General features: G+C 45.9%; 19 protein-coding genes. 8 read left to right on the top strand and 11 right to left on the bottom strand.

All coding sequences use genetic code 11. The features are described from left to right. Window positions 1-14 precede the first annotated feature (14 nt). Window positions 15-713 carry a DUF2232 domain-containing protein gene (locus C7Y66_RS13340; RefSeq protein WP_015154978.1) on the bottom strand — a complete coding sequence of 233 codons (699 nt, stop codon included), beginning with the start codon at window positions 711-713 and terminating at the stop codon, window positions 15-17. 72 nt (window positions 714-785) lie between these two features. Further along, window positions 786-1,466 (bottom strand): 5'/3'-nucleotidase SurE, encoded by a 681-nt coding sequence (gene surE, locus C7Y66_RS13335; protein ID WP_015154979.1) that lies wholly within the window; start codon window positions 1,464-1,466, stop codon window positions 786-788. A gap of 193 nt (window positions 1,467-1,659) precedes the next feature. Here surE and C7Y66_RS13330 point away from each other — a divergent pair, with 193 nt between their 5' ends. Further along, entirely contained in the window at window positions 1,660-3,195 is a 1,536-nt protein-coding gene (locus tag C7Y66_RS13330) for a SagB/ThcOx family dehydrogenase (protein WP_106545961.1), read from the top strand. Between the two features lie 49 nt (window positions 3,196-3,244). Here the strand turns inward: C7Y66_RS13330 and mnmE are convergent, their stop codons facing one another. From mnmE to C7Y66_RS13310, 4 genes are all read right to left on the bottom strand, one after another. Beyond that, window positions 3,245-4,624: a tRNA uridine-5-carboxymethylaminomethyl(34) synthesis GTPase MnmE gene (gene mnmE, locus C7Y66_RS13325; RefSeq protein ID WP_106545949.1), complete on the bottom strand. Its 1,380-nt coding sequence runs from the start codon at window positions 4,622-4,624 to the stop codon at window positions 3,245-3,247. Window positions 4,625-4,930: 306 nt separating this feature from the next. Beyond that, window positions 4,931-7,210 (bottom strand): AAA family ATPase, encoded by a 2,280-nt coding sequence (locus C7Y66_RS13320; protein WP_106545948.1) that lies wholly within the window; start codon window positions 7,208-7,210, stop codon window positions 4,931-4,933. Between the two features lie 784 nt (window positions 7,211-7,994). After that, window positions 7,995-8,171 carry a hypothetical protein gene (locus tag C7Y66_RS31085; protein WP_158265919.1) on the bottom strand — a complete coding sequence of 59 codons (177 nt, stop codon included), beginning with the start codon at window positions 8,169-8,171 and terminating at the stop codon, window positions 7,995-7,997. 93 nt (window positions 8,172-8,264) lie between these two features. Continuing rightward, entirely contained in the window at window positions 8,265-9,722 is a 1,458-nt protein-coding gene (locus C7Y66_RS13310) for a cell wall metabolism sensor histidine kinase WalK (RefSeq protein ID WP_106169197.1), read from the bottom strand. 98 nt (window positions 9,723-9,820) lie between these two features. Between C7Y66_RS13310 and C7Y66_RS32930 the strand changes: the two genes are divergently transcribed. From C7Y66_RS32930 to C7Y66_RS13290, 5 genes are all read left to right on the top strand, one after another. After that, the gene (locus C7Y66_RS32930; protein WP_255409978.1) at window positions 9,821-9,946 is read left to right on the top strand and encodes a hypothetical protein; all 126 of its coding nucleotides are present in this window, start codon (window positions 9,821-9,823) and stop codon (window positions 9,944-9,946) included. A gap of 72 nt (window positions 9,947-10,018) precedes the next feature. Further along, window positions 10,019-11,182, top strand: a complete 1,164-nt coding sequence (locus C7Y66_RS13305; RefSeq protein WP_106545946.1) for an HlyD family efflux transporter periplasmic adaptor subunit — start codon at window positions 10,019-10,021, stop codon at window positions 11,180-11,182. A gap of 77 nt (window positions 11,183-11,259) precedes the next feature. Next, window positions 11,260-12,414: an ABC transporter permease DevC gene (gene devC / locus C7Y66_RS13300; RefSeq protein WP_106545945.1), complete on the top strand. Its 1,155-nt coding sequence runs from the start codon at window positions 11,260-11,262 to the stop codon at window positions 12,412-12,414. Between the two features lie 110 nt (window positions 12,415-12,524). Further along, window positions 12,525-13,697: an ABC transporter permease DevC gene (gene devC, locus C7Y66_RS13295; protein WP_106545944.1), complete on the top strand. Its 1,173-nt coding sequence runs from the start codon at window positions 12,525-12,527 to the stop codon at window positions 13,695-13,697. 98 nt (window positions 13,698-13,795) lie between these two features. Then, window positions 13,796-14,536, top strand: coding sequence for an ATP-binding cassette domain-containing protein (locus C7Y66_RS13290; protein ID WP_106545943.1), 741 nt, complete (start codon window positions 13,796-13,798; stop codon window positions 14,534-14,536). A gap of 38 nt (window positions 14,537-14,574) precedes the next feature. Here the strand turns inward: C7Y66_RS13290 and acs are convergent, their stop codons facing one another. Beyond that, the gene (acs, locus tag C7Y66_RS13285; RefSeq protein ID WP_106545942.1) at window positions 14,575-16,545 is read right to left on the bottom strand and encodes an acetate--CoA ligase; all 1,971 of its coding nucleotides are present in this window, start codon (window positions 16,543-16,545) and stop codon (window positions 14,575-14,577) included. Window positions 16,546-16,860: 315 nt separating this feature from the next. On the opposite strand from acs, the gene C7Y66_RS13280 reads away from it, so the two are divergent. Beyond that, window positions 16,861-17,595 carry a TerC family protein gene (locus C7Y66_RS13280; RefSeq protein ID WP_015154991.1) on the top strand — a complete coding sequence of 245 codons (735 nt, stop codon included), beginning with the start codon at window positions 16,861-16,863 and terminating at the stop codon, window positions 17,593-17,595. Window positions 17,596-17,638: 43 nt separating this feature from the next. Here C7Y66_RS13280 and ndk read toward each other — a convergent pair whose 3' ends face one another. Continuing rightward, entirely contained in the window at window positions 17,639-18,088 is a 450-nt protein-coding gene (ndk, locus tag C7Y66_RS13275) for a nucleoside-diphosphate kinase (protein WP_039716236.1), read from the bottom strand. Window positions 18,089-18,379: 291 nt separating this feature from the next. Between ndk and speA the strand changes: the two genes are divergently transcribed. Further along, complete coding sequence (gene speA, locus C7Y66_RS13270; protein WP_106168332.1) at window positions 18,380-20,389, top strand: biosynthetic arginine decarboxylase; 2,010 nt, start codon at window positions 18,380-18,382, stop codon at window positions 20,387-20,389. Between the two features lie 218 nt (window positions 20,390-20,607). Here the strand turns inward: speA and C7Y66_RS13265 are convergent, their stop codons facing one another. The 3 genes from C7Y66_RS13265 to C7Y66_RS13255 all read right to left on the bottom strand — a co-directional run bounded on the left by C7Y66_RS13265 (window position 20,608) and on the right by C7Y66_RS13255 (window position 24,635). Next, window positions 20,608-21,774: a sugar phosphate nucleotidyltransferase gene (locus tag C7Y66_RS13265; RefSeq protein WP_106168333.1), complete on the bottom strand. Its 1,167-nt coding sequence runs from the start codon at window positions 21,772-21,774 to the stop codon at window positions 20,608-20,610. Between the two features lie 200 nt (window positions 21,775-21,974). Beyond that, window positions 21,975-22,874 (bottom strand): segregation/condensation protein A, encoded by a 900-nt coding sequence (locus tag C7Y66_RS13260; protein WP_106545941.1) that lies wholly within the window; start codon window positions 22,872-22,874, stop codon window positions 21,975-21,977. 204 nt (window positions 22,875-23,078) lie between these two features. Then, a complete protein-coding gene (locus C7Y66_RS13255; protein WP_106545940.1) occupies window positions 23,079-24,635 on the bottom strand; it encodes a YcjF family protein in 1,557 nt (518 codons plus the stop codon). Window positions 24,636-24,707 lie beyond the last annotated feature (72 nt).

The raw sequence follows: 24,707 nt of genomic DNA, 5'->3' as shown, positions 1-24,707 counted from the left end.
CTCCACATTATCGATTACTCATAGTCCATTAAAACCTGTACCCAACGGGGCGGACGAGGAATTGGATTGCCAAGGCGATCGAGGAGTAACCAAGCAACGAGGTGAACGACAAATAAATAAACTAAATTGCTGACTAAAACCAGTGCTAGCGCTAAGACTTGAATCACCAGCATACTCGGTTGTAGCAACAGTCCTAGCTTGTCAAAAATCCACTCTGCCAACTCCGTGACTTCTACAATTAGATAAACCCAGAGATCGCGACCAGACCAAATCGACATTAACCAAAAGCGAAAGAAGAAACCGATCGCGCCTAAAAGAGTTCCTAAAGCAACTGAGACGATCCAGGGCGATCGCCGCCGCCAAGCAGCGCCTAATAATACTCCCATCACCCCATAGGGCATAACATACAGCAAACTGGGAATTGGACCCATCAACACTGCTAGCAGCAACCCAGAAACTCCAGCCGCCATCCATCCCGCCCTCGCACTCCATCGTAAATAGACGATTGCTACAGGGATCGCAAAGAAAATCCGCAGCAGGGGACCGAGGGGAAAATAAAAATTAATGAAATAGATCAAGCTGGCTGTACTCGCAAGAAAAGCTGTTTCCACCATTGCCAGTGGTGGGGCAGATTTCCCAGGCGATCGCTCCGATTGCTGTGAAGTCGTAAGATCGCTAGATGGGTTTTCCTGAAATGAATGGGGATCGCTCATGTACGTGTCTGAAACTTCTTCCAGTCTAATCGGTCGAATTGTAATGGGTTCTGTCTTAAGTGGATAAAACTCTTAAAGCCTCAATAGGGTTACGGCGATTTTGCCAGAAAAACAGACATCGACATCCGTACCTGGAGCGCGATCGCGTTGGGCATATTCCCCGGCATAATAAAAGCGATCGCCTTCAATCCGATAATTGACTGGGAGCGGTTGAGTTGAAGGTTCGCAAAACACCACTTCTGGATCGGGATCTCCTGGTAGTAAGTGCGGCAAATTTACGTTCCAAAACGTGCCTGGTTCTGGCGGACGATCGAGTAGATCGGCTAAGACTTTCGCCGTCCACCTTGCCGCAGTATCCCAATCTACATTGCGTTTGCCTTTGCGGTAGTGGGAAACTGCCACCCCAGGAATTCCTTGAAATGCTGCTTCTCTGACGGCTGCAACAGTTCCTGAAATGTAGACATCAGCCCCCATGTTACCTCCAGCATTGATCCCGGAAAGCACGAATTTGACATCTTGACAGATATATGTTGTAGCTATGCGGGTACAATCGGCTGGAGTTCCGGCGATCGCATACTCGTTTTCGCTGCGACGATGAACGTGGATTGCTTGAGTTGTGGTGACTTGATGTCCGCAGCCAGATAAATGATCTCTGGGTGCAGCGACGATGACTTTGTACCCAGCCACGGCTTTTTGCAATGCCCGAATTCCTGGCGCGTCAATTCCATCGTCGTTAGTTAAAATTAAAGTCATAGCCTAAAGTTATAATTTATACTTATTTTTGCGAATAATAGCCAGCGATCGCCTAGTATAGCTGCATCATAGCTATGTTAGATGAAAGCGATCGCCACAATTTTGAGCAGTCACTAAACTAATATGCCGGAATGAATGCGATCGCCCCTTGGAGTGCAAAGATTGAAGAAAGGAAAACTTCTGCCAGATGGCTATGCCAGAACAGTACGGATCGATCGCCCAATACTACCACGAACGCACGAAATACGACCCTGAGACGATTGCTGCTAAAGGTCAGGGGTTAGATTGGTCGAAGCAACCGTCGCCATTTAAAGAGTATAAGATCGGTACGGTTTTCGATCTCAAGCCCTATCTACAAGCAGATGCAGAGGCTTCAGCAGTCATTCCAGGAATTGCTTGGTGGCAGCGATTGTCTCATCTTTTACTATATAGTTACGGGATCACCGCCAAAGTTCCAACTATGGTGGGGCAGCCGCTCTATCTCCGCTCTGCTCCCTCTGCTGGGGGGTTATATCCAGCCGAAGTTTATCTAATTTCTCGCGGTACGCCACTCATTCCAGCCGGACTTTACAGCTATAACCCGCTGGCTCATTCTCTCACTCAGTTTTGGGAAAGTGATGTTTGGAGCGACCTGCAAGCAGCCTGTTTTCAACATCCAGCTCTAGAAAGTAGCGAAATTGCACTGATCGCGACCGCTATATTCTACCGTTCGGCTTGGCGCTACCAAGACCGCGCCTATCGTCGCATATTTTTAGATACAGGACACCTGCTAGGTAATATTGAACTGGCTGGTGGTTTGACTAACTTCCGTCCCTACTTCATTGGTGGATTTATTGATGCATCTGTCAACCAAATATTGTATCTAGACCCAGAACAAGAAGGAGCGATCGCAGTCGTTCCATTAATAGATTTGGCAGTACAACAATTACCTCTCAAATTACCTCTCAGTTGCACAGCCTTACCATCTGCTACCCAAGTTGAGTATCCCGAAGTTCCCGACGGCGAATTACTGGCTTACTGCCATCGAGCAACGCAAATAGACGAAGCACCAGTCGTCAAAAGCCAGGAGCAACAGGAAGTTGCTCATTTAGAAGATAAATATAACTTTCCTTTTTGTTTGAAAGTTTCAACTAGAACTAACCCGATAGATTGGGGAATAAATTTAGTCGGGTTGGAGACGACAATACTCGAACGTCGCTCCACTCGTGCTTATACTGGTGCTGAACTCACAATAGATGAGTTAAGGGTCTTGTTAGATTTCACCTATCAACCTCAGCATTACGTCGATCGAGGATTTGATGGCGATCCAGACTATTTCGACTTAAGCTTAATTGAAACATTTATTGCCGTATCTGGAGTCACGGGCTTAGAAGAAGGTTGCTACTACTACGCACCAAAAGCCCAAGAATTGCGGCAAATTCGATTTAAAAACTTTCGACGCGAATTGCACTTCCTCTGCTTAGGACAAGAACTCGGTCGGGATGCAGCCGCCGTCCTCTTTCACACCGCAGATCTGAAAAAAGCTGTAGCACGCTATGGCGATCGCGTTTATCGCTATCTACATATGGATGCAGGACATTTAGGACAAAAACTGAATTTAGCCGCTATTCGTCTCAACTTAGGTGTAAGTGGTATCGGTGGCTTTTTTGACGATCGCGTTAACGAAGTTCTTGGGATTCCGACTGACGAAGCCGTACTTTATATCACTACGCTGGGAAGACCGAGATGAAAAAGTCAAAAGTTAAAAGTTAAAAGTCAAAAATGAAGAATTCTTACATTCATTTTCCAATACAAAACTGGCTGAAAATTCGATCTAACACTGACTCCGTGACTTCTTCCCCAGTAATTTCTCCTAGTGCTTGAATTGCGCCGCGTAAGTCAATCGTCCAAAAATCTAAAGGTAACTGCTGTTCGATCGCCTCTCGTACTTGTTCTAAGCAAGTTTGCGCTCTGATTAGCGCGGCGGCTTGGCGCTGGTTAATGGCTAAATCTAGATTGGCAGAATCTACCTTTCCCGATCGCACCTTTGCCAAAATCGCTTGCTCTAAAGCATCTATACCGCGATCGCAAGCAGCAGCCGTTGTCACTACCTGACTAATTTCGGCTGGATAATTCACTGTTTCAACCGCCGCCAGATCGATTTTGTTAATAACCAAAATTAACGGACGGTGTTTTACCTGAAGGTAAATTTCCTCATCCGCCTGAGTCCATCCCGCCGCCGCATCAATTGTCAATAAAACTAAATCGGCGGCTTGAGCGCTAGAAAGCGATCGCTCGACTCCCATTTTCTCGACTCGATCTTCCGTGGCGCGAATTCCTGCTGTATCTAATACCTGAATCGGAATTCCTCCCACGACGAGTTGAGACTCGACCACATCGCGAGTCGTACCGGGTAAATCGGTGACAATAGCGCGATCGCTACGACTCCAAGCATTCAACAAACTCGATTTTCCCACATTCGGACGACCGACAATCGCCACTTTTAATCCCGTGCGTAATAATTCGCCTTGATGGGCTGTAGCCAGAATTTTGCTGACTTCTACCTCAATTTGGGCTAGTTCTGCTCGAACTAGTGTTTCATCTAATGGTGGTAAATCCTCCTCAAAGTCAATTCTTGCCTCAATTTCTGCTAAGACATCCAAACATTTCGTTCGTAATTGACGAATTGGGTGAGCTAATTTTCCCTGTATACCTGCTAAAGCTGTCTGCGCTGCTTGCGGCGATCGCGCCCCGACCAAATCGGCTATACTTTCGGCTTGGGTTAAGTCTAAGCGTCCGTTTAAAAATGCTCTAAGTGTAAATTCCCCTGGCTGCGCTAGTTTGGCTCCTCCTGCCAAACACAACTGCAATACCTGCTGTACTGCCATAATTCCACCATGACAGTGAAACTCGACGACATCCTCTCGGGTATAGGAACGTGGAGCCTGCATGATTAGCAATAACGCCTCATCCACGAGTTGCTGTGTTTGGGGATGGCGAATGTAGCCATAGAGAATGCGGTGGCTTTCCCAGGCTTGTTTTCCAGGGGCGTAAAATAGATGATGAGCGATCGCGATCGCTTCATTTCCCGAGACCCTGACAATGCCTACACTACCTTGTTGCGGTACTACCGCAGTGGCAATGGCAGCAATAGTAGACGACGCGATCGAATCAGACATTTATCGCCGTAACACGCAACAGACAACACATACAGGGGCGCATGGTTGTGCGCCCCTACAAATTTATTGTAATCAAATCAGAACCACTACATTTTTGTCTCAACAACCAGCTCGGTGCTATTGGCTGGCTTAACACCCTCCTGACTTTTGTACGGGCGGGTTTAATTGCCAAATTATGTATTCTAGTACGGGCTATCGCTAACAAACCCGCCCCTACAACTGAACAAACGGGTTTAATTGCAACATTATTTGCTCTATTACAGACATGGACAAAAAACCCGCCCCTACGACTTCTGCCTTCTCACACTAATAGTAAGCGCTCTTATAGCTTGTCGTCACTCCGTTAGCAACTGCACCAATGACAGGGCTACCGACAATTTTTAAGCTTTCTAATGCCTTTGCCAGCGCCGAACGATGAGCTTTACCCATACCTACGACTAAAATACTCGCATCTATATGGGCAGAGAGGAGATTGCTATCTGCTAGTCCTAATAGTGGCGACGTATCGTATACGATCAGATCGAAAGCAGATTCAAATTGTTTTGCTAAGCTTTGCATCTTGTGAGATGAGAGCAAATGGGCAGGATTGGGTGGGATTTGTCCGGCTGTCAAAACATACAAACTCTCGACTTCTAACGATGTCTTGCTGACAGAAAGTTCGGCGCGATCGCTATTCTTGATTGCAACTGGTTCGCAATTGACTCGATGCAACACATCTTGAAAATTGATGTCATTCACGATTACATTACTTAAGCCAACGGTGTTACTTAAACCCAAGCGTTTGTGAATGTTAGGATTTCGTAAATCTGCATCTACTAGTAGCACTCTCTGCCCCATCATGGCGGCTGTTTGAGCTAAATGGAGTGCCACGGTAGATTTCCCTTCTTCCGCAGCAGCAGAAATGACAGCCAAAGAGCGGATCGGCTTATCGAAACCTAGAAAGCGAATATTCGTGTACAAAGAGCGCAAAGATTCCCAAAACTGAGCCATAGTTTGCTGTTGAGTTTGTGGCTTTTGTTGGCTCGATTTTGCGATCGGATTGATAGATTTTACGAGTTCGGTAACACCAGCCTTAACCGAACTAGCGTCTTTCTTCAGCGGAATTTCTCCGAGTAGTGGCAATCGGGTTAAATCTTTCACATCTTCAGGCGTATGAATCACATTGCTGAATTTTTCGATCAGCAATGCCACTGCAATACCCGTCAATAAACCCATGACTGCCCCCAACATTAAATTACGTTTCAGGCTCAACGAAGAAGTTTCAGGGTCAGTAGGAGGAGTGATCAGTTGCCAAGGCACTTGTTTCTGTGCCAAATCGATGCGTAATGCTTCGCGCTTAGTTAAAAACTGATTTAAGTTTTCGGAAGCAATTTTCAATTGCCCTACGAGATCGTCATTCTGGCGTGCCAAGGCGGGAAATTGCTTGACCTGCTGTCTTAATACAATATCGGCTTGAGTCAGCGCTTTATTTTCTGCCTCTAAGGTTTGAATCTGGTTAGCCGCCTCTAAAAGTTGCTGTGTTTGTTGCTGGCGAATAGTATTGGTAGAGGCAAAGGCTGGCAGCTGTCTTGATACTTGTATATTCTTGCCTAAGATGGCTCTTCTTTCCTGTTCTACCAAGGGGAGTAAATTTTGTTCCTGCGATCGCAGTGCCTGAACTGTAGGACTATCTTCCCGATATTGCGCTGCTGTAACGGCAATCCTGGTTTGGATCTGTTGCAATTGGTTTAACAATGCTTGATAGCGAGGTGCTTCACTCAAGGCTGTGACGACTGCTGCTTCTGGCGATCGCATTTGTAACTGCTGCTGTAATGCATTGTAGAGGGCGCGAGTTCTGGCTAATTGGGTCTGCGTTTCTCGCCGTTGTTGCGTAATTTGATTCAGTCGGTCGGTCAGCTGTCTACCTTGCCCTTCAGTATCGATTAAGTCATATTTTTGCCGAAATGTTTGGAGTCTTTCTTGTAAAGATTCAACTTGCTGCCGTAATTTTGGTAACTGTTCCTCGATAAATTGAAGTCCCATTCGTACGTCAGACCGACGCTCTTCTAAGCTATAAACTAGATAAGCTTTAGAAAGAAGATCCATTACGTACTTAATCTTTTCTGGATTTGGATCTCGGTAAGTCACTGAAATAATATTAGTATTTGGCAGTCGTTCAAACTTGAGCTTGGTCAGATCGGTATTTGGATACTGCGTTAATACTTGCTGGGCAACAGGAGTCATGATTTTTGGACTCTGTAATACCTTAATTTCAGTTTCATTAATAGTTCTTTGTTCGGTTTTGATTTCGTTGAGAGGAGATATCGATAGCTTATTCTCAGCAGTTATCGGTTCGAGCAGTAAATCAAACTTGCCTTCATAGACTGGTTTACTTAGTAAACCATAAACTACTGCCGCGGCTGCAACTGTGGTTGCTACACTCGCAACTACAAGCATTCTTCTTTGAACTGCGGCAATTAGCTTTCCTATGTTTAAACCACCTTCATCACCTTCTTCTAGCTGTGCTTTAGATGCCAAAGGTAAAGCCTGACTTTGAGGACTATTGCTCTCAGTTAAAAATTTCTGAAGATGGTTTTTAGTCTCCATTCTGGGTTTCCACTTATTGTTTACTCATAATGCACTCGTAGTTTTAAGTTTGAATAAACTTTATCCTATGAGGGCGTATAGGGAGGCATATAGATACTTATTCTATGGAAATTTAACTAATAGTTAATTGCTTAATGGTTTGACTTACTTTGTGCTATTAGCTTACCTATGTTTCAGCTCTGAAAAGTCAGAGTTTAGTTTCTAGTTAACCGAATACACGGCTATAAAAATATACTGCGCGATCGCAGTTCACTCTGACCTTTGCCGAAAATCACTTGTTAAAACGACTATGTAGCAAACCAACCTATATTAGCTAGTCTTCTTTTATACTACACATTTATTGAGGATTTACGGAACTTTTATATTTTGTCGCTCAATTATAAACATTAAGTAAAATTTCGGATATGCATATTGAATTTCTTACTGGTTTCTTGCATGAATCGTAGTTTTATCTAGCAAGCAAGTGGAGCGAAAGTAATTAAAAAAATAATGAGGCGAGCCGAATAACTCGTAAATATAAGCCAAAGGTACAGGAGCTTAAAAAAGCATGACTTAAATTCGATCGAAAAAATTATAAAAGCGATCGATGTCATGCCAAATTTTTACGACTTTCACAGTTAGGAAATGATCTGCACGTACTTTCACCGATCGCAAAAATACGGAAGCGATCGCTGCTATGCGATCGAGACAAGATTATCGAAACGAGTTGTATAGTAGTTCTAAATGATTTGTAAAGTAGGCTTCTAGCCTGCCGCAGGCTAGAAGCCTGCTCCACGTTCATGAATCAAATAGGATTGCTATAGTTGCTGCACTGTGGAATGAGAATGCCACGATCTATGAGTTGGTTCATGGTAGCTTGAACTTTAGCTATAGGTAACTCAAGCTTATAAGCAACTAGTACAGCACTACAGAAAGGATGGCGTTGGAGTACGTTGAAGACGTTCTGCTCTATGTCGCTCATGAATCTATCCTCCCATCTGTTCTTGTCTCCAAAATAGGACGAGAAAGTGAATAAGCTGTGAAGTCGGGAGATAAAATTTTTCTCACGCTTGATTTACGCATCACCACTCGCGGGTAGAGTGACGGTAAAAATCGTACCTTGTCCGAGAGTACTTTCGGCAGTAATTTGTCCTTGGTGGTTGGCAACAATCGCAGCCGCAATTGCTAAACCCAATCCCGAACCTGTTGATGCTTGTACTGCTTGCGAGCCTGTCGCGTGAGTCCGAGCAGGATCGACGCGATAAAAGCGATCGAATAAGTGAGGTAAAGCAGTTTCGGGAATACCAATACCCGTGTCTTTAACTTTGACTTGAAGGCGAGAAGAGAGGAGCGAATGGTAGGGGCGCGCAGCAGTGCGCCCGTACAGAAGGGGCGGAGAAAAAAGTTCTTTGTTAGTAGAGATATGTTGTAGCTCGACCCGAATTTCACCACCTTCTGGAGTGTAATGTATAGCATTACCAATCAAGTTTGTAAATAATCGTGCTAGTTGATTCCAGTCTCCCTGGAGGGTAAACCAATCGTCTTCGGTTTCTGTCTCCGTTGGTGCGGTTAAATCTAGGAAAATTTTGATCTTCTTTTCTGCTGCGGCGAATTGCTGTTCTTCTACTACTTCTATTAATAGTGCATCTAAAGGACAGGTAGAAAATTGTGGTTGAACGATCCCGCTATCTTGACGTGCTAGAAATAATAAGTCATCCACAAGACGACCGAGGCGTTTAGTTAATCGTTCTACTACTTTTAATTGTTGTCCGTATTTTAACGAGCCTGCGCCTTGTCCCCCGGCTGAATCTAATTCTGCTAAAGCGACTTGAACGTTAGTTTGAATTAAAGCGATCGGGCTTCTCAATTCATGGGAAGCATCAGCAGTAAATTGTTTCAAACGTTGATAAGAATCTTTGACGGGTTCCATTGCTTTGCCCGAAAGAAACCAACCGCAAAGTGCTACGGAAACGAGCATCAATCCAATACCCAAAATTAAATCGAAAGCGAGTTGCTGACTTGGTTTAGTGACTTCAAACCAAGGATGACTGACGCGCAAATATCCTAAAACTTGTCTTCCAATTTGGATTCTTTCGGTGACTTGTCTGAGGAGGAGTGAGGAGTGAGGAGTGAGGAGTGAGGGAGTGTTTTCTGTGTCTTGATGGTGACTAATTTGAACGGTTTCACCCGTGCGATTAGGGTGGAGGGGAATATCTAAAGGTGCGGTAAAAGTTGACCAGAGTAGTTCTCCAGTGGGGCTAAACCATTCTAAATCGATGCGATCGTCATCAACTGTATCGGCATTATCTCGAAAAGAAGCTTCAATATTCAACCGTTGTCCGCTTTCTGGGGAAATTGGTTCGATGACCAGCGATCGCCCAACAACTTCTACGACATGATTTAAGGTATCGTCAATCCGTTCGATCAGGGTATTGCGGACGTACCAATACATCCCACTGGCAAATAGGAGCAGTAGGATAGCAGTAACGGCTGTATACCAAAGTGCTAATCGGCGACGAGTGGTTTGGAACATTAAATAGGGATAAGGGGTAAGGAGAAGAAAGAGGGGACAAGGGAGACAAGGGAGACAAGGGAGACAAGGGGACAAACGGAGAAAATCGCAAACGATAAATGACCTATTACCGATTACCGATTACCCATTACCAACAACTCATACAAATGACAAATTATAAACTACGAGTCAGAAATAATGGACTGCAAAATATTTCGGTAGTAGCATGGCGATTAGCTCGATAAGAGAGGTTGTTGTCACTGCTGAGGTAAAGAGAGGGAACGCTAAAACAAATTACATCGGCGGATGTCGAGATTATGATTTTCAAGGAGTTAAAGCCCAGACGGGGTTGGATTATAGGTGTGACTGCGGGGGCGATCGCGCTTGGTTTAATTGGTATCGGAGTCACTCAATTGAGAAATTCCGAGCAAAATAAACCAACAGCATCTCAGACTCCTGCACCTCTACCTCAAAAGGTAACAGTTGTTGCGCTCGGACGACTAGAACCGGAAGGGGAAGCAATTCGCGTCAGTGGTCCTAATGGCGAACGAATTGGCAAATTACTAGTCTCGCGGGGCGACTTTGTCAAGGTAGGGGCGGTTATTGCTTATTTAGAAAGTTACGATGAGAGGCTGGCGGAAAGAAATTATGCTGCTAGTCAATTAGCTGAAGCGCAGGAGAGGCTAAAAGCATCAACTGCATACGCTCAAGCCCAAATCCAAGAAGCTCAAACGCGAATTCAACAGGTCGATCGCCCCGGAACTTTTGAAGTAGAGGCACAAAGAGCAACTGTCCGGCAGTTAGAAGCAGAGTTAGCTCTAGCACAAACTGACTTACAACGCAACCAAAACCTTTATCAAGAAGGCGCGATCGCCAAGCAAGAATTAGATCGGCAAGTCAGTCAGACACGCAGCTTGCAGGAACAGCTCAACAACGCCAAAGCCTCCTTGATTCGGCTGGAAAATGCCGTGAAAGCGAATTTGGGCAATGCAGAAGCTCAACTGAAGTCAGAGCAAGCAAATCTACCATTAACGCAAGTGCAAGTTGCAGCGCGATCGGCAGCACAAAATCTGGAATTAGCCGAAGCGCGGTTGCAGCGGACAATTATTCGCGCTCCCAGAACTGGAAGAATTCTACGGGTTTTTGCCTATCCTGGGGAGGCGATCGCCGATGACGGCATCGTGGAAATGGGAGATACGCGCCGGATGTATGCCGTGGCTGAGGTGTATGAATCTGATGTGGGGTTGGTAAAAGTCGGGCAGAAGGCGACTATTACCAGTCGTAATGGTGCTTTTGCTAAACCAATAACTGGAAAAGTTTCGGAAATTGGCTGGCAGATCTTTAAAAATAACGTTCTCGATGACGATCCGGCGGCTAATGCCGATGCACGGGTGGTAGAAGTGAGAGTGCTTTTGGACGATCGCCAAACAGTAGCAGCTCTAACCAATTTACAGGTAGACGTGAAAATAGACGTGAAATAACAGCAGTTGGTGTCTTTCACGCAAATGCAAAAATCAAAAAAAACTGGTCACTGGTCACTGGTCACTGGTCACTGAACATGAAGACTCCGATCGCCTGGTTGAATTTGGTACACGAAAAGACGCGGTTAGTTGTCGCGATCGCCGGAGTTGCTTTTGCGGTCATTCTCGTATTTATGAACTTGGGTTTTTTGGGTTCTCTGGCAAAATCTGCCAGCCAAATGTACGAGCAAATTAATGCTGATATCTATTTGCGATCGCCTTTAGCTTTAGAAATTAGCAGTACCAAACCCTTTGCGATCGAGCGGATCTATCAAGCACGCGGAGTTAACGGTGTAGAAAGAGCTATGCCACTCTATTTAGGTTATCTCCAGTGGCGCAACCCCGAAACTCGCCTCAGCCGAGCGATCTTTGCCTTTGGAATCAACCCCAGCGATCCTGTATTTTTAATTCCAGAATTGGATTCTCCGGCAAATCGAGCCGCGCTTCTACGTCCAGATACCGTTCTGTACGATCGCCTTTCCCGCCCCGAATACGGAACTCAGAAAGTTGGCACGACAACCGAAGCGCGATCGAGAGGAATTGGTAGAAAGGTGACGATTGGCGGTCAATACACCTTCGGCGGCGGATTTGCTGCTGATGGAACGTTAATTATGACCGATCAAAACTTTCGCCGCTATTTCGATCCCTTTCCACTCAACCGCGTCAGCTTAGGACTGGTGAAACTGCGCTCGGATGCAGAACTCGATACAGTTGTCAAGGAATTACGGCAAATTTTGCCCAAAGATGTCGAAGTGATTACGAAAGCAGAAATCATCCAGCGCGATCGCGCCTACTGGATTGGCGCAACTTCGACTGGCTTTATCTTTGGTATGGGGGTGATTGTCTCCTGTATTGTCGGTGTCGTCATCGTCTATCAAATCCTCTACACCGACGTTTCCAGCCACTTACGGCAATATGCCACCCTCAAAGCAATGGGTTATCGCAGCCGAGTTTTATGCGCGATCGTCATTCAAGAAGCAATTATTCTTGCCCTTCTAGGTTACATTCCAGGCTTCGCTATCTCCCTCGGTCTATACGATCTCACCCTCAGAGCCACTAGTGGAGGTCTACCAATTGCAATGGAACTCGAACGCGCTATTCTCGTGCTGCTACTAACGATCCTCATGTGTACCCTCTCCGGCTTGGTCTCCTTGCAAAAAGTCATCAACGCCGATCCTGCTGAAGTCTTTTAATCAGTTATCAGTGGTAGTTGGTAGTTGGTAAGAGCGTAGTGTGGGATTATTTAATTCCGAATTCCGAATTCCGAATTCCGAATTCCGAACTCCCTAGCCCCTAGTTAGTTATGCTTCCCCCCCGTCACACTCCTTTGGCTTGGTTCAATCTGACTCACGAAAAGCGCCGCTTGCTGACCGCCGTTGCAGGGGTGTCTTTTGCCGTGTTGTTGATGTTTATCTTTCAAGGGTTTGAAAATGCTTTATACGACAGCCAAGTACAACTGCTAAAACGACTCAATGGAGAAATTCTGATCGTCAATCGGCTCAAGTACAATATGTTCGTACCAGAGCAATTTGCCCGCAGACGACTTTATCAAGCACAGACTTTTGAGGGTGTAGTCGCTGCCTATCCTTTTTACACGACTACAGGCGATTGGAAAAATCCTCAAACGAAAACCATCAGACCATTGCGAGTCATTGCTTTCAATCCTGATGACCCTGTATTGCCTCTGCCTGGAATTTTACAAAATCGGGAGGCGTTGAAACTACCTTGGACGGCACTCATTGACGACCAATCGCGATCGGAAGTAGGACCGATCGCTCCTGGTACAGTCACCGAGTTGTCAGAACAGCAAATTCGGTTGGTGGGTACTTTTAGTTTGGGAACGGACTTTGCTTCTGGAAATGGCAATGTTGTTATTAGCGACCAAAATTTTTTGCGCTATTTTGCTAACTTGGCTCCAGAGGAAGACAGCCGCACGCTCAATACTGTCGATATCGGACTATTGAAAGTGGCGGAAAATGCTGATGTGGATGCGATCGCATCTGCACTGCGCCAGCAACTACCGCAAGATGTCGCCGTGTGGACGAAAGCCGAGTTCGTGCAAAAAGAATTAAGCTACTGGCAAGAAAATACGGCAATTGGCTTTGTGTTTTCTTTGCTAACAACGATGGGTTTTTTCGTTGGGATTATTTTGGTTTATCAAATTTTGTATACGGATGTAGCAGAACATTGGGCAGAATATGCCACGCTCAAAGCGATCGGTTATTCTAATTTTCACCTGCTAGGAATCGTGTTGCAGGAATCGGTGATTCTAGTATTTTTTGGCTTTGTTCCAGGATTTTTTATCAGTTTGGGACTGTATAGTTTGACAGCTAGTTCTACAGGTTTGTTAATGCAAATGACTTGGGAACGAGCAATTAATATTCTGATTGCTACCTTTATTATGTGTTTAATTTCGGGCGCGATCGCCGTGCGTAAAGTTCAAGCGACAGATCCGGCGGAGGTATTTGGTTCGTGAGAAAGATAAGTAAGTCAAAAGTTAAAAGTCAAAAGTTAAAAGTTAAAATTACTCTCTTCCCTGCTCCCTACTCCCTGCGATCGATTGCGTGACAGCTTATGACAGATAAATTTGCTGTTATAATTCGCCGACTCAATTATTATTTTGGGCAGGGCGATTTACGTACCCAGGTATTGTCCGACATCAATCTCGATCTACCCAAGGGACAAATCGTGATTATGACTGGTCCATCGGGTTCGGGAAAAACAACTCTTTTGAGTTTAATTGGAGCCTTGCGATCGGCTCATGAAGGGAATTTATTAGTATTAGAAAAAGAATTAGTCGGACTCAACAAATCTCAATTGGTAGAAATACGACGGAATATTGGCTTTATCTTCCAAGCACACAATTTATTTGAATCTCTGACTGCCTCGCAAAATGTAGAAATGGCTGTGGAGTTAACGAATAACTGGCGAGAAAAACGCAAATTAGCAGTAGAGATGTTGAGCCAATTGGGTTTAGCTAACCGCGTCGATTATAAACCCAATGCCCTATCGGGAGGACAAAAACAAAGAGTCGCGATCGCCCGTGCTTTAGTCAATCAACCGCAACTAATTTTAGCAGACGAACCCACTGCTGCCTTAGATAAAAAGTCGGGACGCGAAGTCGTGACATTAATGCAACAACTGGCAAAAGAGCAGGGATGTACGATTTTAATTGTCACCCACGACAATAGTATTTTAGATGTAGCCGATCGCATTATCAACTTAGTCGAAGGTCGTTTAGAATCGGACGAAAACCTAGAGAATTTTGTCTCTACTCGCGATCCGAAAAGTATTGACAGGAGGATGTTTAGTTGATACGTAGAGACGTTACATGTAACGTCTCTACTCGTTTTTTAAGCGCCTTCCCTTAACTTATCCAACACGCTGCGATCTTCCAAAGTAGAAGTATCCCCAGAAACTTCTTCACCTGCGGCTAGAGAACGGAGTAACCGCCGCATGATTTTCCCCGAACGGGTTTTGGGTAAAGAATCGGTAAAGCGAATTTCGCCAGGACGCGCGATCGCCCCAATTTCATTCACGACGTGCTGCTTGAGTTCCTTGTTCAACGCCTCGCTGGGTGTTATCGTCCCTTCTAGGGTGACAAAGGCAACGATTTCTTCTCCTTTCACCTCATCTGGCTTACTCACGACAGCGGCTTCAGCTACCGCTGGATGAGACACCAAGGCTGACTCAACTTCCATCGTCCCCAAACGGTGTCCGGCTACGTTGATCACGTCATCGACACGACCCATCACCCAGTAATAACCATTTTCATCCCGTCTCGCCCCGTCTCCAGCAAAATAGACGTACTGTCCATCTTTGGGGGGGATGTGTTCCCAATAGGTGCGGCGGAAGCGGTCGGGATCGTTGTACACTGTCCGCATCATTCCGGGCCAAGGGTGACGCACGACTAAATAGCCACCGTTATAATCGCCGACGGGGTTGCCTTCTAAATCTACGACATCAGCCAAAATACCAGGGAAAGGACGAGTTGCCGAACCAGGTTTAGTGGGGATTGCCCCTGGTAAGGGTGTAATCATAATACCCCCAGTTTCCGTTTGCCACCAAGTATCGACAATCGGACAGCGATCGCCGCCAATCACTCGGTGATACCACATCCAAGCTTCGGGGTTAATCGGTTCGCCTACCGTTCCCAGCAAGCGTAGGGAAGAGAGATTTCTGGCTTTGGGCAAGTCTTCGCCCATTCTAATAAAGGCACGAATTGCCGTAGGTGCAGTGTAGAAAATATTCACGCCGTATTTTTCAATTACGTCCCACATACACCCAGGATTAGACGAACGCGGCGCACCTTCATACATTAGCGTAGTTGCACCGTTAGATAGGGGACCGTAGACGATGTAACTATGTCCGGTAATCCAACCTACATCCGCCGTACACCAGTAGACATCAGTATCTTGCAGGTCGAAAATCCACTTAGTCGTCATGTGGGTGTAGAGATTGTAACCTGCGGTTGTATGGACGACACCTTTAGGTTTACCCGTACTACCGGAAGTATAGAGGACAAACAGCATATCCTCGCTGTCCATCGGTTCGGCGGGACAATCTGCCGATATGCCTTTTTCTAAATCGTGCCACCAACGATCGCGCCCTGCTTCCATGTGAACTTGTTGTGCTGTACGCTTGACAACGAGGACGTTTTCGACCGTAGGGACGGCATTCTCAGCTAAAGCTTTATCAACTTGATCTTTAAGGGGAACGATCGCATCTTTACGCCAACCGCCATCGGCTGTCACGACTAACTTAGCTTGAGCGTCATTCAGGCGATCGCGCAAGGCTTCGGCGCTAAAACCGCCAAACACGACGCTGTGAGGTGCGCCAATTCTGGCACAGGCTAACATGGCGATCGCGGCTTCGGGTATCATCGGCATATATATTCCGACAAGATCGCCTTTTTTTACCCCTAACTGTTTGAGGGCGTTGGCAAATTTACAGACTTCTCGATGTAGTTGCGCGTAGGTGAGGGTGCGAGAATCGCCTGGTTCGCCTTCCCAGATCAAAGCAGCTTTGTTCTTACGCCAAGTGGTAAGGTGGCGATCGAGACAATTGTAAGAAATATTTATTTTGCCACCGACAAACCATTTCGCAAAAGGCGGTTGCCAATCTAACACCGTGTCCCATTTTTGGAACCAATGCAATTCTTTTTCCGCTAGTTCTGCCCAAAATTGCTGTGGATTGGCTTTGGCTTTGTTATAGAGTTCTTCGTATTCGTCAAAACTTTTGATGTGTGCTTTTTGTGAAAATTCTGCTGGCGGTTGAAATAAACGCTTTTCTTGCAGGATGGATTCAATCGTGATTTGTGACATAGCGATCGCTGTAATCGTTATTGCTACTAAAAACCATTCTGAATGCAGATTTACCCGAAATTGTTTTGATTTTCGTTAAGATGGGCGACTACCCGTATTCGACAATTGTAGTCAGATAGCTCCATCACTATTTGCGATCGTGAAAGTTGTAGCTGGAACAAAGCTGGCTGTGAATTATCCGGTTGAGAACGCGATTTCAAGCAATCGCAACGCCTAGCCTACTCTCCCTCTCTCCCGCTCAACAGGTTAAGCTGAATGGAAGAGTCATATTTTGACAAGCTGTATCTGTAGGGTCTTCAGGTTTAAAAACTGTTAATGATAGACGAAATACTAAATTCCCCATATCACGCCAGCATTGAAACCGCCGCAGTCTTAACCATTTTGATCTTTTTAGAGGCGGTACTCTCGGCTGATAATGCGATCGCTCTCGCGGCGATCGCCCAAGGACTAGAAAATAAAAAACTCGAACGTCAAGCGCTCAATCTCGGCTTGGTAGTTGCCTTCGTACTGCGGATTGCCTTAATCTTGACAGCAACTTGGGTACAGCAATACTGGCAGTTCGAGCTATTAGGTGCGCTTTATCTACTGTGGCTAGTATTTCAACACTTTACCTCAGCAGAAGACGAAGACCACCTGCACCACGGACCTCGATTTCAAGCGCTTTGGCAAGCTATCCCCATCATTGCCTTCACGGATTTAGCATTTTCTCTCGATAGCGTCACTACAGCGATCGCAGTTTCTCAAGAACGCTGGCTGGTACTGACGGGGGCTACTGTTGGTATTATCACCCTCCGATTCATGGCAGGTTTATTCATTCGCTGGTTAGATGAATTCACCCACTTAGAAGATGCCGGATACATTACCGTTGCCTTAGTAGGATTGCGGCTGATGCTACGGGTAGCTAACGATGCTTTAGTACCCCCAGAATGGTTAATGATAACCGCGATCGCGCTGTTATTTCTCTGGGGCTTTTCCAAGCGCAATGTTGAGGACTCTCCTGAAGCGATCGTACCTACAGAAAATAAAGAAAAGGCTGAAGTACCGAAGTAGTTGCTATATGTAGAGACGTTACATGTAACGTCTCTACAACTCCCTACTCCTTAATCCACGGAGTCAAGCTAGGTTCCCAACTCGCTAGTTCTTCTTCCTTAAACCAGAGGCTAACTTCCTGTTGGGCAGTCTCCGGTGCATCGGAGCCATGAATGATGTTACGCCCGATGTTAACGCCATAGTCGCCCCGAATGGTTCCTGGTTCTGCTGTTAGGGGGTTAGTAGCACCGATCATCTTCCGCGCTGAAGCAATAACTCCATCGCCTTCCCAAACCATCGCTACGACGGGACCCGAAGTGATAAACTCGACTAAACCTTGGAAAAAAGGTCTTTCTCGGTGAACGCCATAATGCTGCTCGGCAAGTTCGCGGCTGACTTTCATAAACTTCATCCCAACCAGGGTAAAGCCTTTAGCTTCAAAACGACGAATAATTTCACCGACTAAACTTCGTTGTACGCCATCAGGCTTAATTGCTAAAAATGTGCGTTCCACAGCTATGTTCCTTTGAGTTGTCATTGGTCATTGGTCATTTGTCATTTGTAACTTACTAATGACTAGTGACAAGTAACAAATATCAAAATTAGATTATCTTAAATCGGCGATCGGTTATCAGTTATCAGTTGTCAGTTACTTAATGACTAGCGGCTAGTGACAAGAATTGAGTCGAGCCACTAGCCACCAGCCACTATCCACTCACAAATGACCAATGACCTTAATTTGAATAAGTTACACTGGCTATGCGTGGGGCTGTACAGAGGTTAGAAAGACGAGGTGAGAATAGAGATGGGAGCAGATCCAACTGTAGAAGAAATGGAGCCAGCAACGGTTGCGCAAACCACAACCGAGCTAAAAAACGAAAAGAAGAAGTCGTTACACATCGCTCCTGGGAAATTATCGCGTTCGTGGACGATTGAGGACAGCGAAGCGCTCTACCGAATTCAAGGGTGGGGCGAACCTTATTTTTCGATTAATGCCGCTGGTCATATTACAGTTTCTCCCAAAGGCGATCGCGGTGGTTCGTTGGATTTGTACGAGTTGGTAAATGCTTTAAAACAGCGAAATTTGGGACTACCTCTGTTAATTCGCTTTTCCGATATTTTAGAAGACCGGATCGAGCGGTTGAATGCTTGTTTTGCCAAGGCGATCGCCCGTTACAACTATCCTGGTGTCTATCGTGGCGTATTTCCGGTCAAATGCAACCAACAACGCCACCTAATTGAAGATTTGGTGCGATTTGGCAAACCGCACCAGTTCGGCTTGGAAGCTGGCTCTAAACCAGAGTTAATGATTGCTTTGGCGTTGCTAGATACTCCGGGGGCGCTGATTGTTTGTAATGGCTACAAGGATAAGGAATATATCGAAATCGCCATGCTTGCCAGTCGTTTAGGACAAACACCAATCGTCGTCCTAGAGCAAGTTGAAGAAGTCGATTTGGCAATTGAAGCAAGTCGCCAGTTGGGAATTCAGCCAATTTTGGGCGTGCGGGCAAAACTCAGTACCCAAGGAATGGGACGCTGGGGAACTTCTACAGGCGATCGCGCTAAATTTGGTTTGACTATCCCCGAAATCATTCAAGCGGTAGAAAAGTTACGCGCCGCCAATCTCCTCGGTTCGCTGCAATTACTCCACTTCCATATCGGTTCCCAAATCTCCGCCATCAACGTAATTAAAGACGCGATTCAAGAAGCCAGCCGCATTTATGTAGAGTTGGCGATGCTGGGAGCAAACATGAAGTATTTGGATGTAGGTGGCGGCTTGGGTGTAGACTACGACGGCTCCCAAACTAACTTCTACGCCTCCAAAAACTACAACATGCAAAACTATGCCAATGACATCGTGGCAGAGTTGAAATATGCCTGTGCGGAACGGCAAGTTTCAGTTCCGACCCTGATCAGTGAAAGCGGACGAGCGGTTGCTTCCCATCAGTCGGTTTTGATCTTTGATGTCGTCAGTACTTCCGATGTTCCTTTCGGTACGCCAGAACCACCCAAGGAGGACGAACCGCCAATCGTCCACCACCTTTGGGAAACTTACCAATCGATTACTAACGAAAATTATCAAGAGGCGTATCACGATGCGGTGCAGTTTAAAGATGAAGCCATCAGCCGCTTTAACTTGGGAATTATGCGCCTGACAGAAAGAGCTAGGGTAGAGCGGATTTACTGGGCTTGCTGCGAGAAGCTAATGGCTATAACCCGCCACGAGGAATACGTACCCGACGATTTGGAAGAGTTAGAAAAGATCATGGCTTCCATCTACTACGTCAATCTTTCCGTATTCCAATCAGCGCCGGATTGCTGGGCGATCGATCAGCTTTTCCCGATCATGCCGATCCACCGTTTAGACGAAGAACCCGATCGCCGAGGCATCTTAGCAGATTTGACCTGCGATAGCGACGGCAAGATCGATCGCTTTATCGACTTGCGAGATGTGAAATCCGTGCTAGAAATGCATTCCTACAAACCAGGAGAACCCTACTATCTGGGCATGTTCCTCAATGGTGCGTACCAAGAGATCATGGGTAATTTACACAACTTGTTTGGAGATACTAACGCCGTCCACATTCAACTAACGCCCAAAGGCTATCAGATCGAACATGTTGTTAAAGGCGACACCATGACCGAAGTTTTGGGCTACGTACAGTACGATGCTGAAGATCTGGTAGAAAGTATCCGCCAGCGCAGCGAACAAGCCATGTTAGAAAAACAAATTACCTTGCAAGAATCCCAGCGTCTCCTCCAAACCTATGAACAGAGTCTCAGCCGATATACGTATTTGTCTTCGCCAACGTAAGTTGTAGAGATAAAAAACATCCGTAGGGGCGCAAAAACATCCGTAGGGGCGCAAAAATATTTGTAGGGGCGCAAAAATATCTGTAGGGGCGCAAAAATATCTGTAGGGGCGCAAAAATATCTGTAGGGGCGCAAAAATATCCGTAGGGGCGCAAAAATATCCGTAGGGGCGCAAAAATATCTGTAGGGGCGCACAGCTGTGCGCCCCTACATGCATGATTAACTAGCCTCAATTCCTAGTAGTTCAGCGATTGCCTGTCTTTCAATTGCAGGCTGGGATGGCGTTTCGACGCGGGTATCCGTAATCAACCAGTCTAAGGCAGCAGCTTGGACATCAATCATGGCTCCCGTTTTATCGACGCAATAGCGCCCGTAGACGAGCTTATCTACGAGGCGGACTCCCGGACCTAAACGCGAATACTCGAAAATGACGCTATTGTCAACTGTAGCGCCGCCACAGATATAGCAGTTGGGACCGATCATGGTAGGACCAACTATTTTCGCCCCATCTTCAATCCGCGTCATTCCACCGATATACACGGGACCCGTAATATCTACTTTGTCCCAGTTCACAGCAACGCTCAGACCAGTGTAAATCCCAGGACGAACTTCATGTCCTGGAATTTGGACGTTTTTAATTTCACCTTGGAGTACGCCGCGAATGGCTTGCCAGTAATCGGGAACCTTACCGATATCCACCCATTCAAAATCCATCACCAAGCCATAAAAAGGTGCATTTTTTTCTACAAGTTTGGGAAATAATTGACTACCAATATCAAAATTTTCTCCAGGTGGAATGTAATTAAATATTTCTGGCTCAAATATATAAATTCCCGTACTAATGTTGGTACTCAGAGCTTCTTCAACTTTTGGCTTTTCTTGGAAGGTTCTGACTCGTCCGTCTTCGTCTGTCACCACAATCCCGTAACTAGGGACTTCTTCGCGGGGAACGGATTTCATGATGACTGTAGCAATAGAGCCTTTCTCTCTATGCCATTTCACTGCTGCCGTTAAGTCTAAGTCAATTAGCGCGTCGCCGCACAGTACAACAAAGGTATCGTCAAAAAACGGCGCGAAGTCCTGAATCCGCCGCATTCCTCCCGCAGATCCTACCGCTTCTCCAACGAGAACGCCATCAACAATTTTTCCTTCAAAGGAATAGGCAAGCTGTACGCCAAAGCGCTGTCCGTCGCGGAAGTAGTTTTCGATTTCGTTAGCTAGATGGCTGACGTTGACCATGATTTGGTCAAAACCGTGTTGGCGCAATAGTTCAAGGAGAAACTCCATCACTGGCTTTTGCAGGATGGGAATGAGCGGTTTGGGGATGGTGTAGGTAATGGGGCGGACTCTCGTACCCTTACCCGCTGCCAGAATCATGGCTTTCATTAGAAGCTACTCCTCAACATGAGACAACTGTAAGCGATTGATGCAAAATCTACTCTTGATTAAAAACAAATGCGATCGTTTGATTGCATTTTCGATCCTCGTTTAATTCTCTACCGAAATCATCCCGAAAACTACACAGCGTAGTTGCCAGCCAAGTACAGCATACTAAATACTTTTTGCCAAGCGCGATTGCCCCCCTTTTAAACAGAACATACAGTGGTTTTGGAGTCAGTATCGCCGATCGCCAATTGTTCGGAACCACCCAAAGTCTTAATTTTAATTTCTTGATAAAACTCTTCCTGCGATAATTCCACCTTAGATTGGGCTGAGAGTAGCAGCAACGCCCAAAAGACGCTGACTTTTTCGTGTTTTTGCGATGAGGTGCAACCGCGATCGCTCAGTAATTCACCATGAGACATAGTAGCTGCAATGGATGTGGCAACTTGTTTCGTTTGCGTCCATAAATCTACTAACTGTTCTAAATTTAGCCAATTTTGTTCTAAAGTAAAAAATTGTGACGAGTAGCGAGATAAAAACTCTTCCAGTTCTCGCGCTACTTGAGTCAGATTTTCCTGGTGAGCTAGTTCTAAGGGCTTGCGAGCATCTGCGCGTGACTGAGATACAGAACGGCGGCTGCGGCTAGTTTTGGCTGTCAGAGTGCCTTCAGACTGCAACTGAGTCGCAATTAGCTGCAAATGCTCGATCAAATCTTGGAGGGTTACAGGGCGTTTTTGGGGAGGTACGGCAACCGGACGACGATGTAATTGCTGTTCTAGAGGCAAACGTAACCGCGTCGCAAACTCCCCTTCCCCTACCAGCAATAACTCTTCTGTATCCAGTTCTAACTCGTCAGGGGGAGAATCTAGTCCAGTGAGGGTGTTGGCTTTAAACAAGACTAGCAGCGATGCCAGTAAAAAAGCCTGTCCCGACTGAGATAAATTTGATTCGTATGAGCCTGGTGTTATTTCTTGGGCAGCTAGCAACGCATTCAAGTAGCGATCGATCGCTTCAATGACTCTGACATCCCAAGGATCGATTTCTCCTCTCTGTGCCAGCTCAATTAACAGCGCAATTCCTTCAAAAATTTCAGCAGCATTCATGCTTGACCTAAAAGAACGTCATTGGTCGTTGGTCATTAGTCATTGGTCATTAGTCATAAGTGAGTAGTGACAAACAGTCAGTTTTAACTTTTGACTTTTGACTTTTGACTTTACCTCAGTCTTACCGCAAGATCTTGAAGGGGAAATTCGAGATTGGGAAAATAACTCAACAAAAATTAAAGGAGTTAGGCACTTAATGAGTTCTCATTGCCACTCTTCCTCATTTTCTGTAACTTGAGAGCGACTCGTTAAAGGTTGAATCACCCGCGCGATCGCCTGCTGAACGAACTCGCGAATAAATTCATCGCGGCGACTTAATTGAAACTGTTGCTGTACGACTTCAGCAATTCCGCCATCACCCCAATCGCGATCGCGGCGGAAATATTCAATAAAACTTCTGCCAGCAATCCGAGTTAAATAAGCCGCAGTCACGGCTTGAATTGCCCTGCCAATCAGAAAAGTCGGTACGGTGAGTTGTAAAGCAGCACTGAGCAATTGAAATGCCCCTTTGACAATACCCAAACTTGCCAAAATTTTACCCAAAGATAAAGCTAGTTCTTTTCCCCGTTCGATATTTAACTCACAACCGTAAACGCTGCCAATTTCTACCACCATTTGGGCGTTAACAGCCGCAGTTGCCAGTAAATCGGCTACAGGTATCGGCGTAACCAACACCACACCCGCCACGATCCATTGATATCTTTCGACAACTTTCTCAGCTTGCTGTCGCTGTTGGGTATCGATCAGCTGACGCGCTTCTTCCCCCAGACGATGAGATTGTAAGAGAATATTATCGGCAATTAATTCTTCTCCCTCTTGCCGCAAAATCGCCGCCATGCGACGTAATAAAGGAGTGACTTCAATATCTGGCTGAAAGATTTCCCCTTCTGGCAATGTCACGGGTTGAGGGTTAGCCGCGATCGCCACAACATCATTGGCTGCAATTAAATCCTTAACCCGTTCGCGCAACCGGGCAAGAATTTGTTCTCGATCCTCATCGGCATACAAATCTGTTTTATTCAGGACGAGTAGCGATCGCTTACCAATTTCAATCAACGCCCGTAAAGGTACGTATTCCGATTGTCGTAGATCGTTATCAACCACAAATAACAATAAATTTGCCTCAGTTGCTAACTGACGGGCTACCTGTTCTCGTTCCGTTCCCGCTACTCCCGCCTCTTGAATCCCTGGAGTATCGGTAATCAGAATTTTGCGTTCTAAGCCTTTTAAACGCAAAGTATAGGTTTGTCCTACCGTCGTCGTTCCCATCGGTGCGGCGGTTTGTCCGACAATGCGCCCGAAAATGGCATTTACCAGCGAAGTTTTACCAGCCGAACCCGTACCGAAGACGACAACTTGAAGATTTCCCCGCGCTAGATTTGCTTCAATTTCCTGCGATCGCTCGATTAATGCCTGTCGCGTCACCTCATCTTGAATTTGGGCAACTTGCTGTCTTACTGCTGAGAGATTTTCAGCCGCAGCTTCCGTCTTTTGTGGTGGAATCTGCGTCTGTTGCGCTTGTCTTTGCTGTTTTCTCCGTTGCGATCGCCTTTCTCCCCGTTGAATGACGAGTATGTAATAGACAATTGCCCCGATCAACGCCAACACCAACCCAATAATTAAGGCGATGAGAGAATTACATAAAAACGGAGAATACTGACATACTTGGGCAATCTGTGCCACAGAACTCACCAACCACAGAACTAACCCCAAGGCAATAGCAATGCCAGCAATAATGGCGATCGGGCGCAGTCGTTTCATCAATTAGGATGAGAAAAATTAATTACTCCGATCTTAATCTGTTGGTAATGGGTAGTGGGTAATGGGTAGTTG

Source organism: Chroococcidiopsis sp. CCALA 051, from assembly GCF_003015105.1.
Classification (GTDB): Bacteria; Cyanobacteriota; Cyanobacteriia; order Cyanobacteriales; family Chroococcidiopsidaceae; genus Chroococcidiopsis; species Chroococcidiopsis thermalis.
The sequence above is the reverse complement of the archived record's forward strand: the minus strand, read 5'-3'. Positions and strand labels throughout refer to the sequence as shown.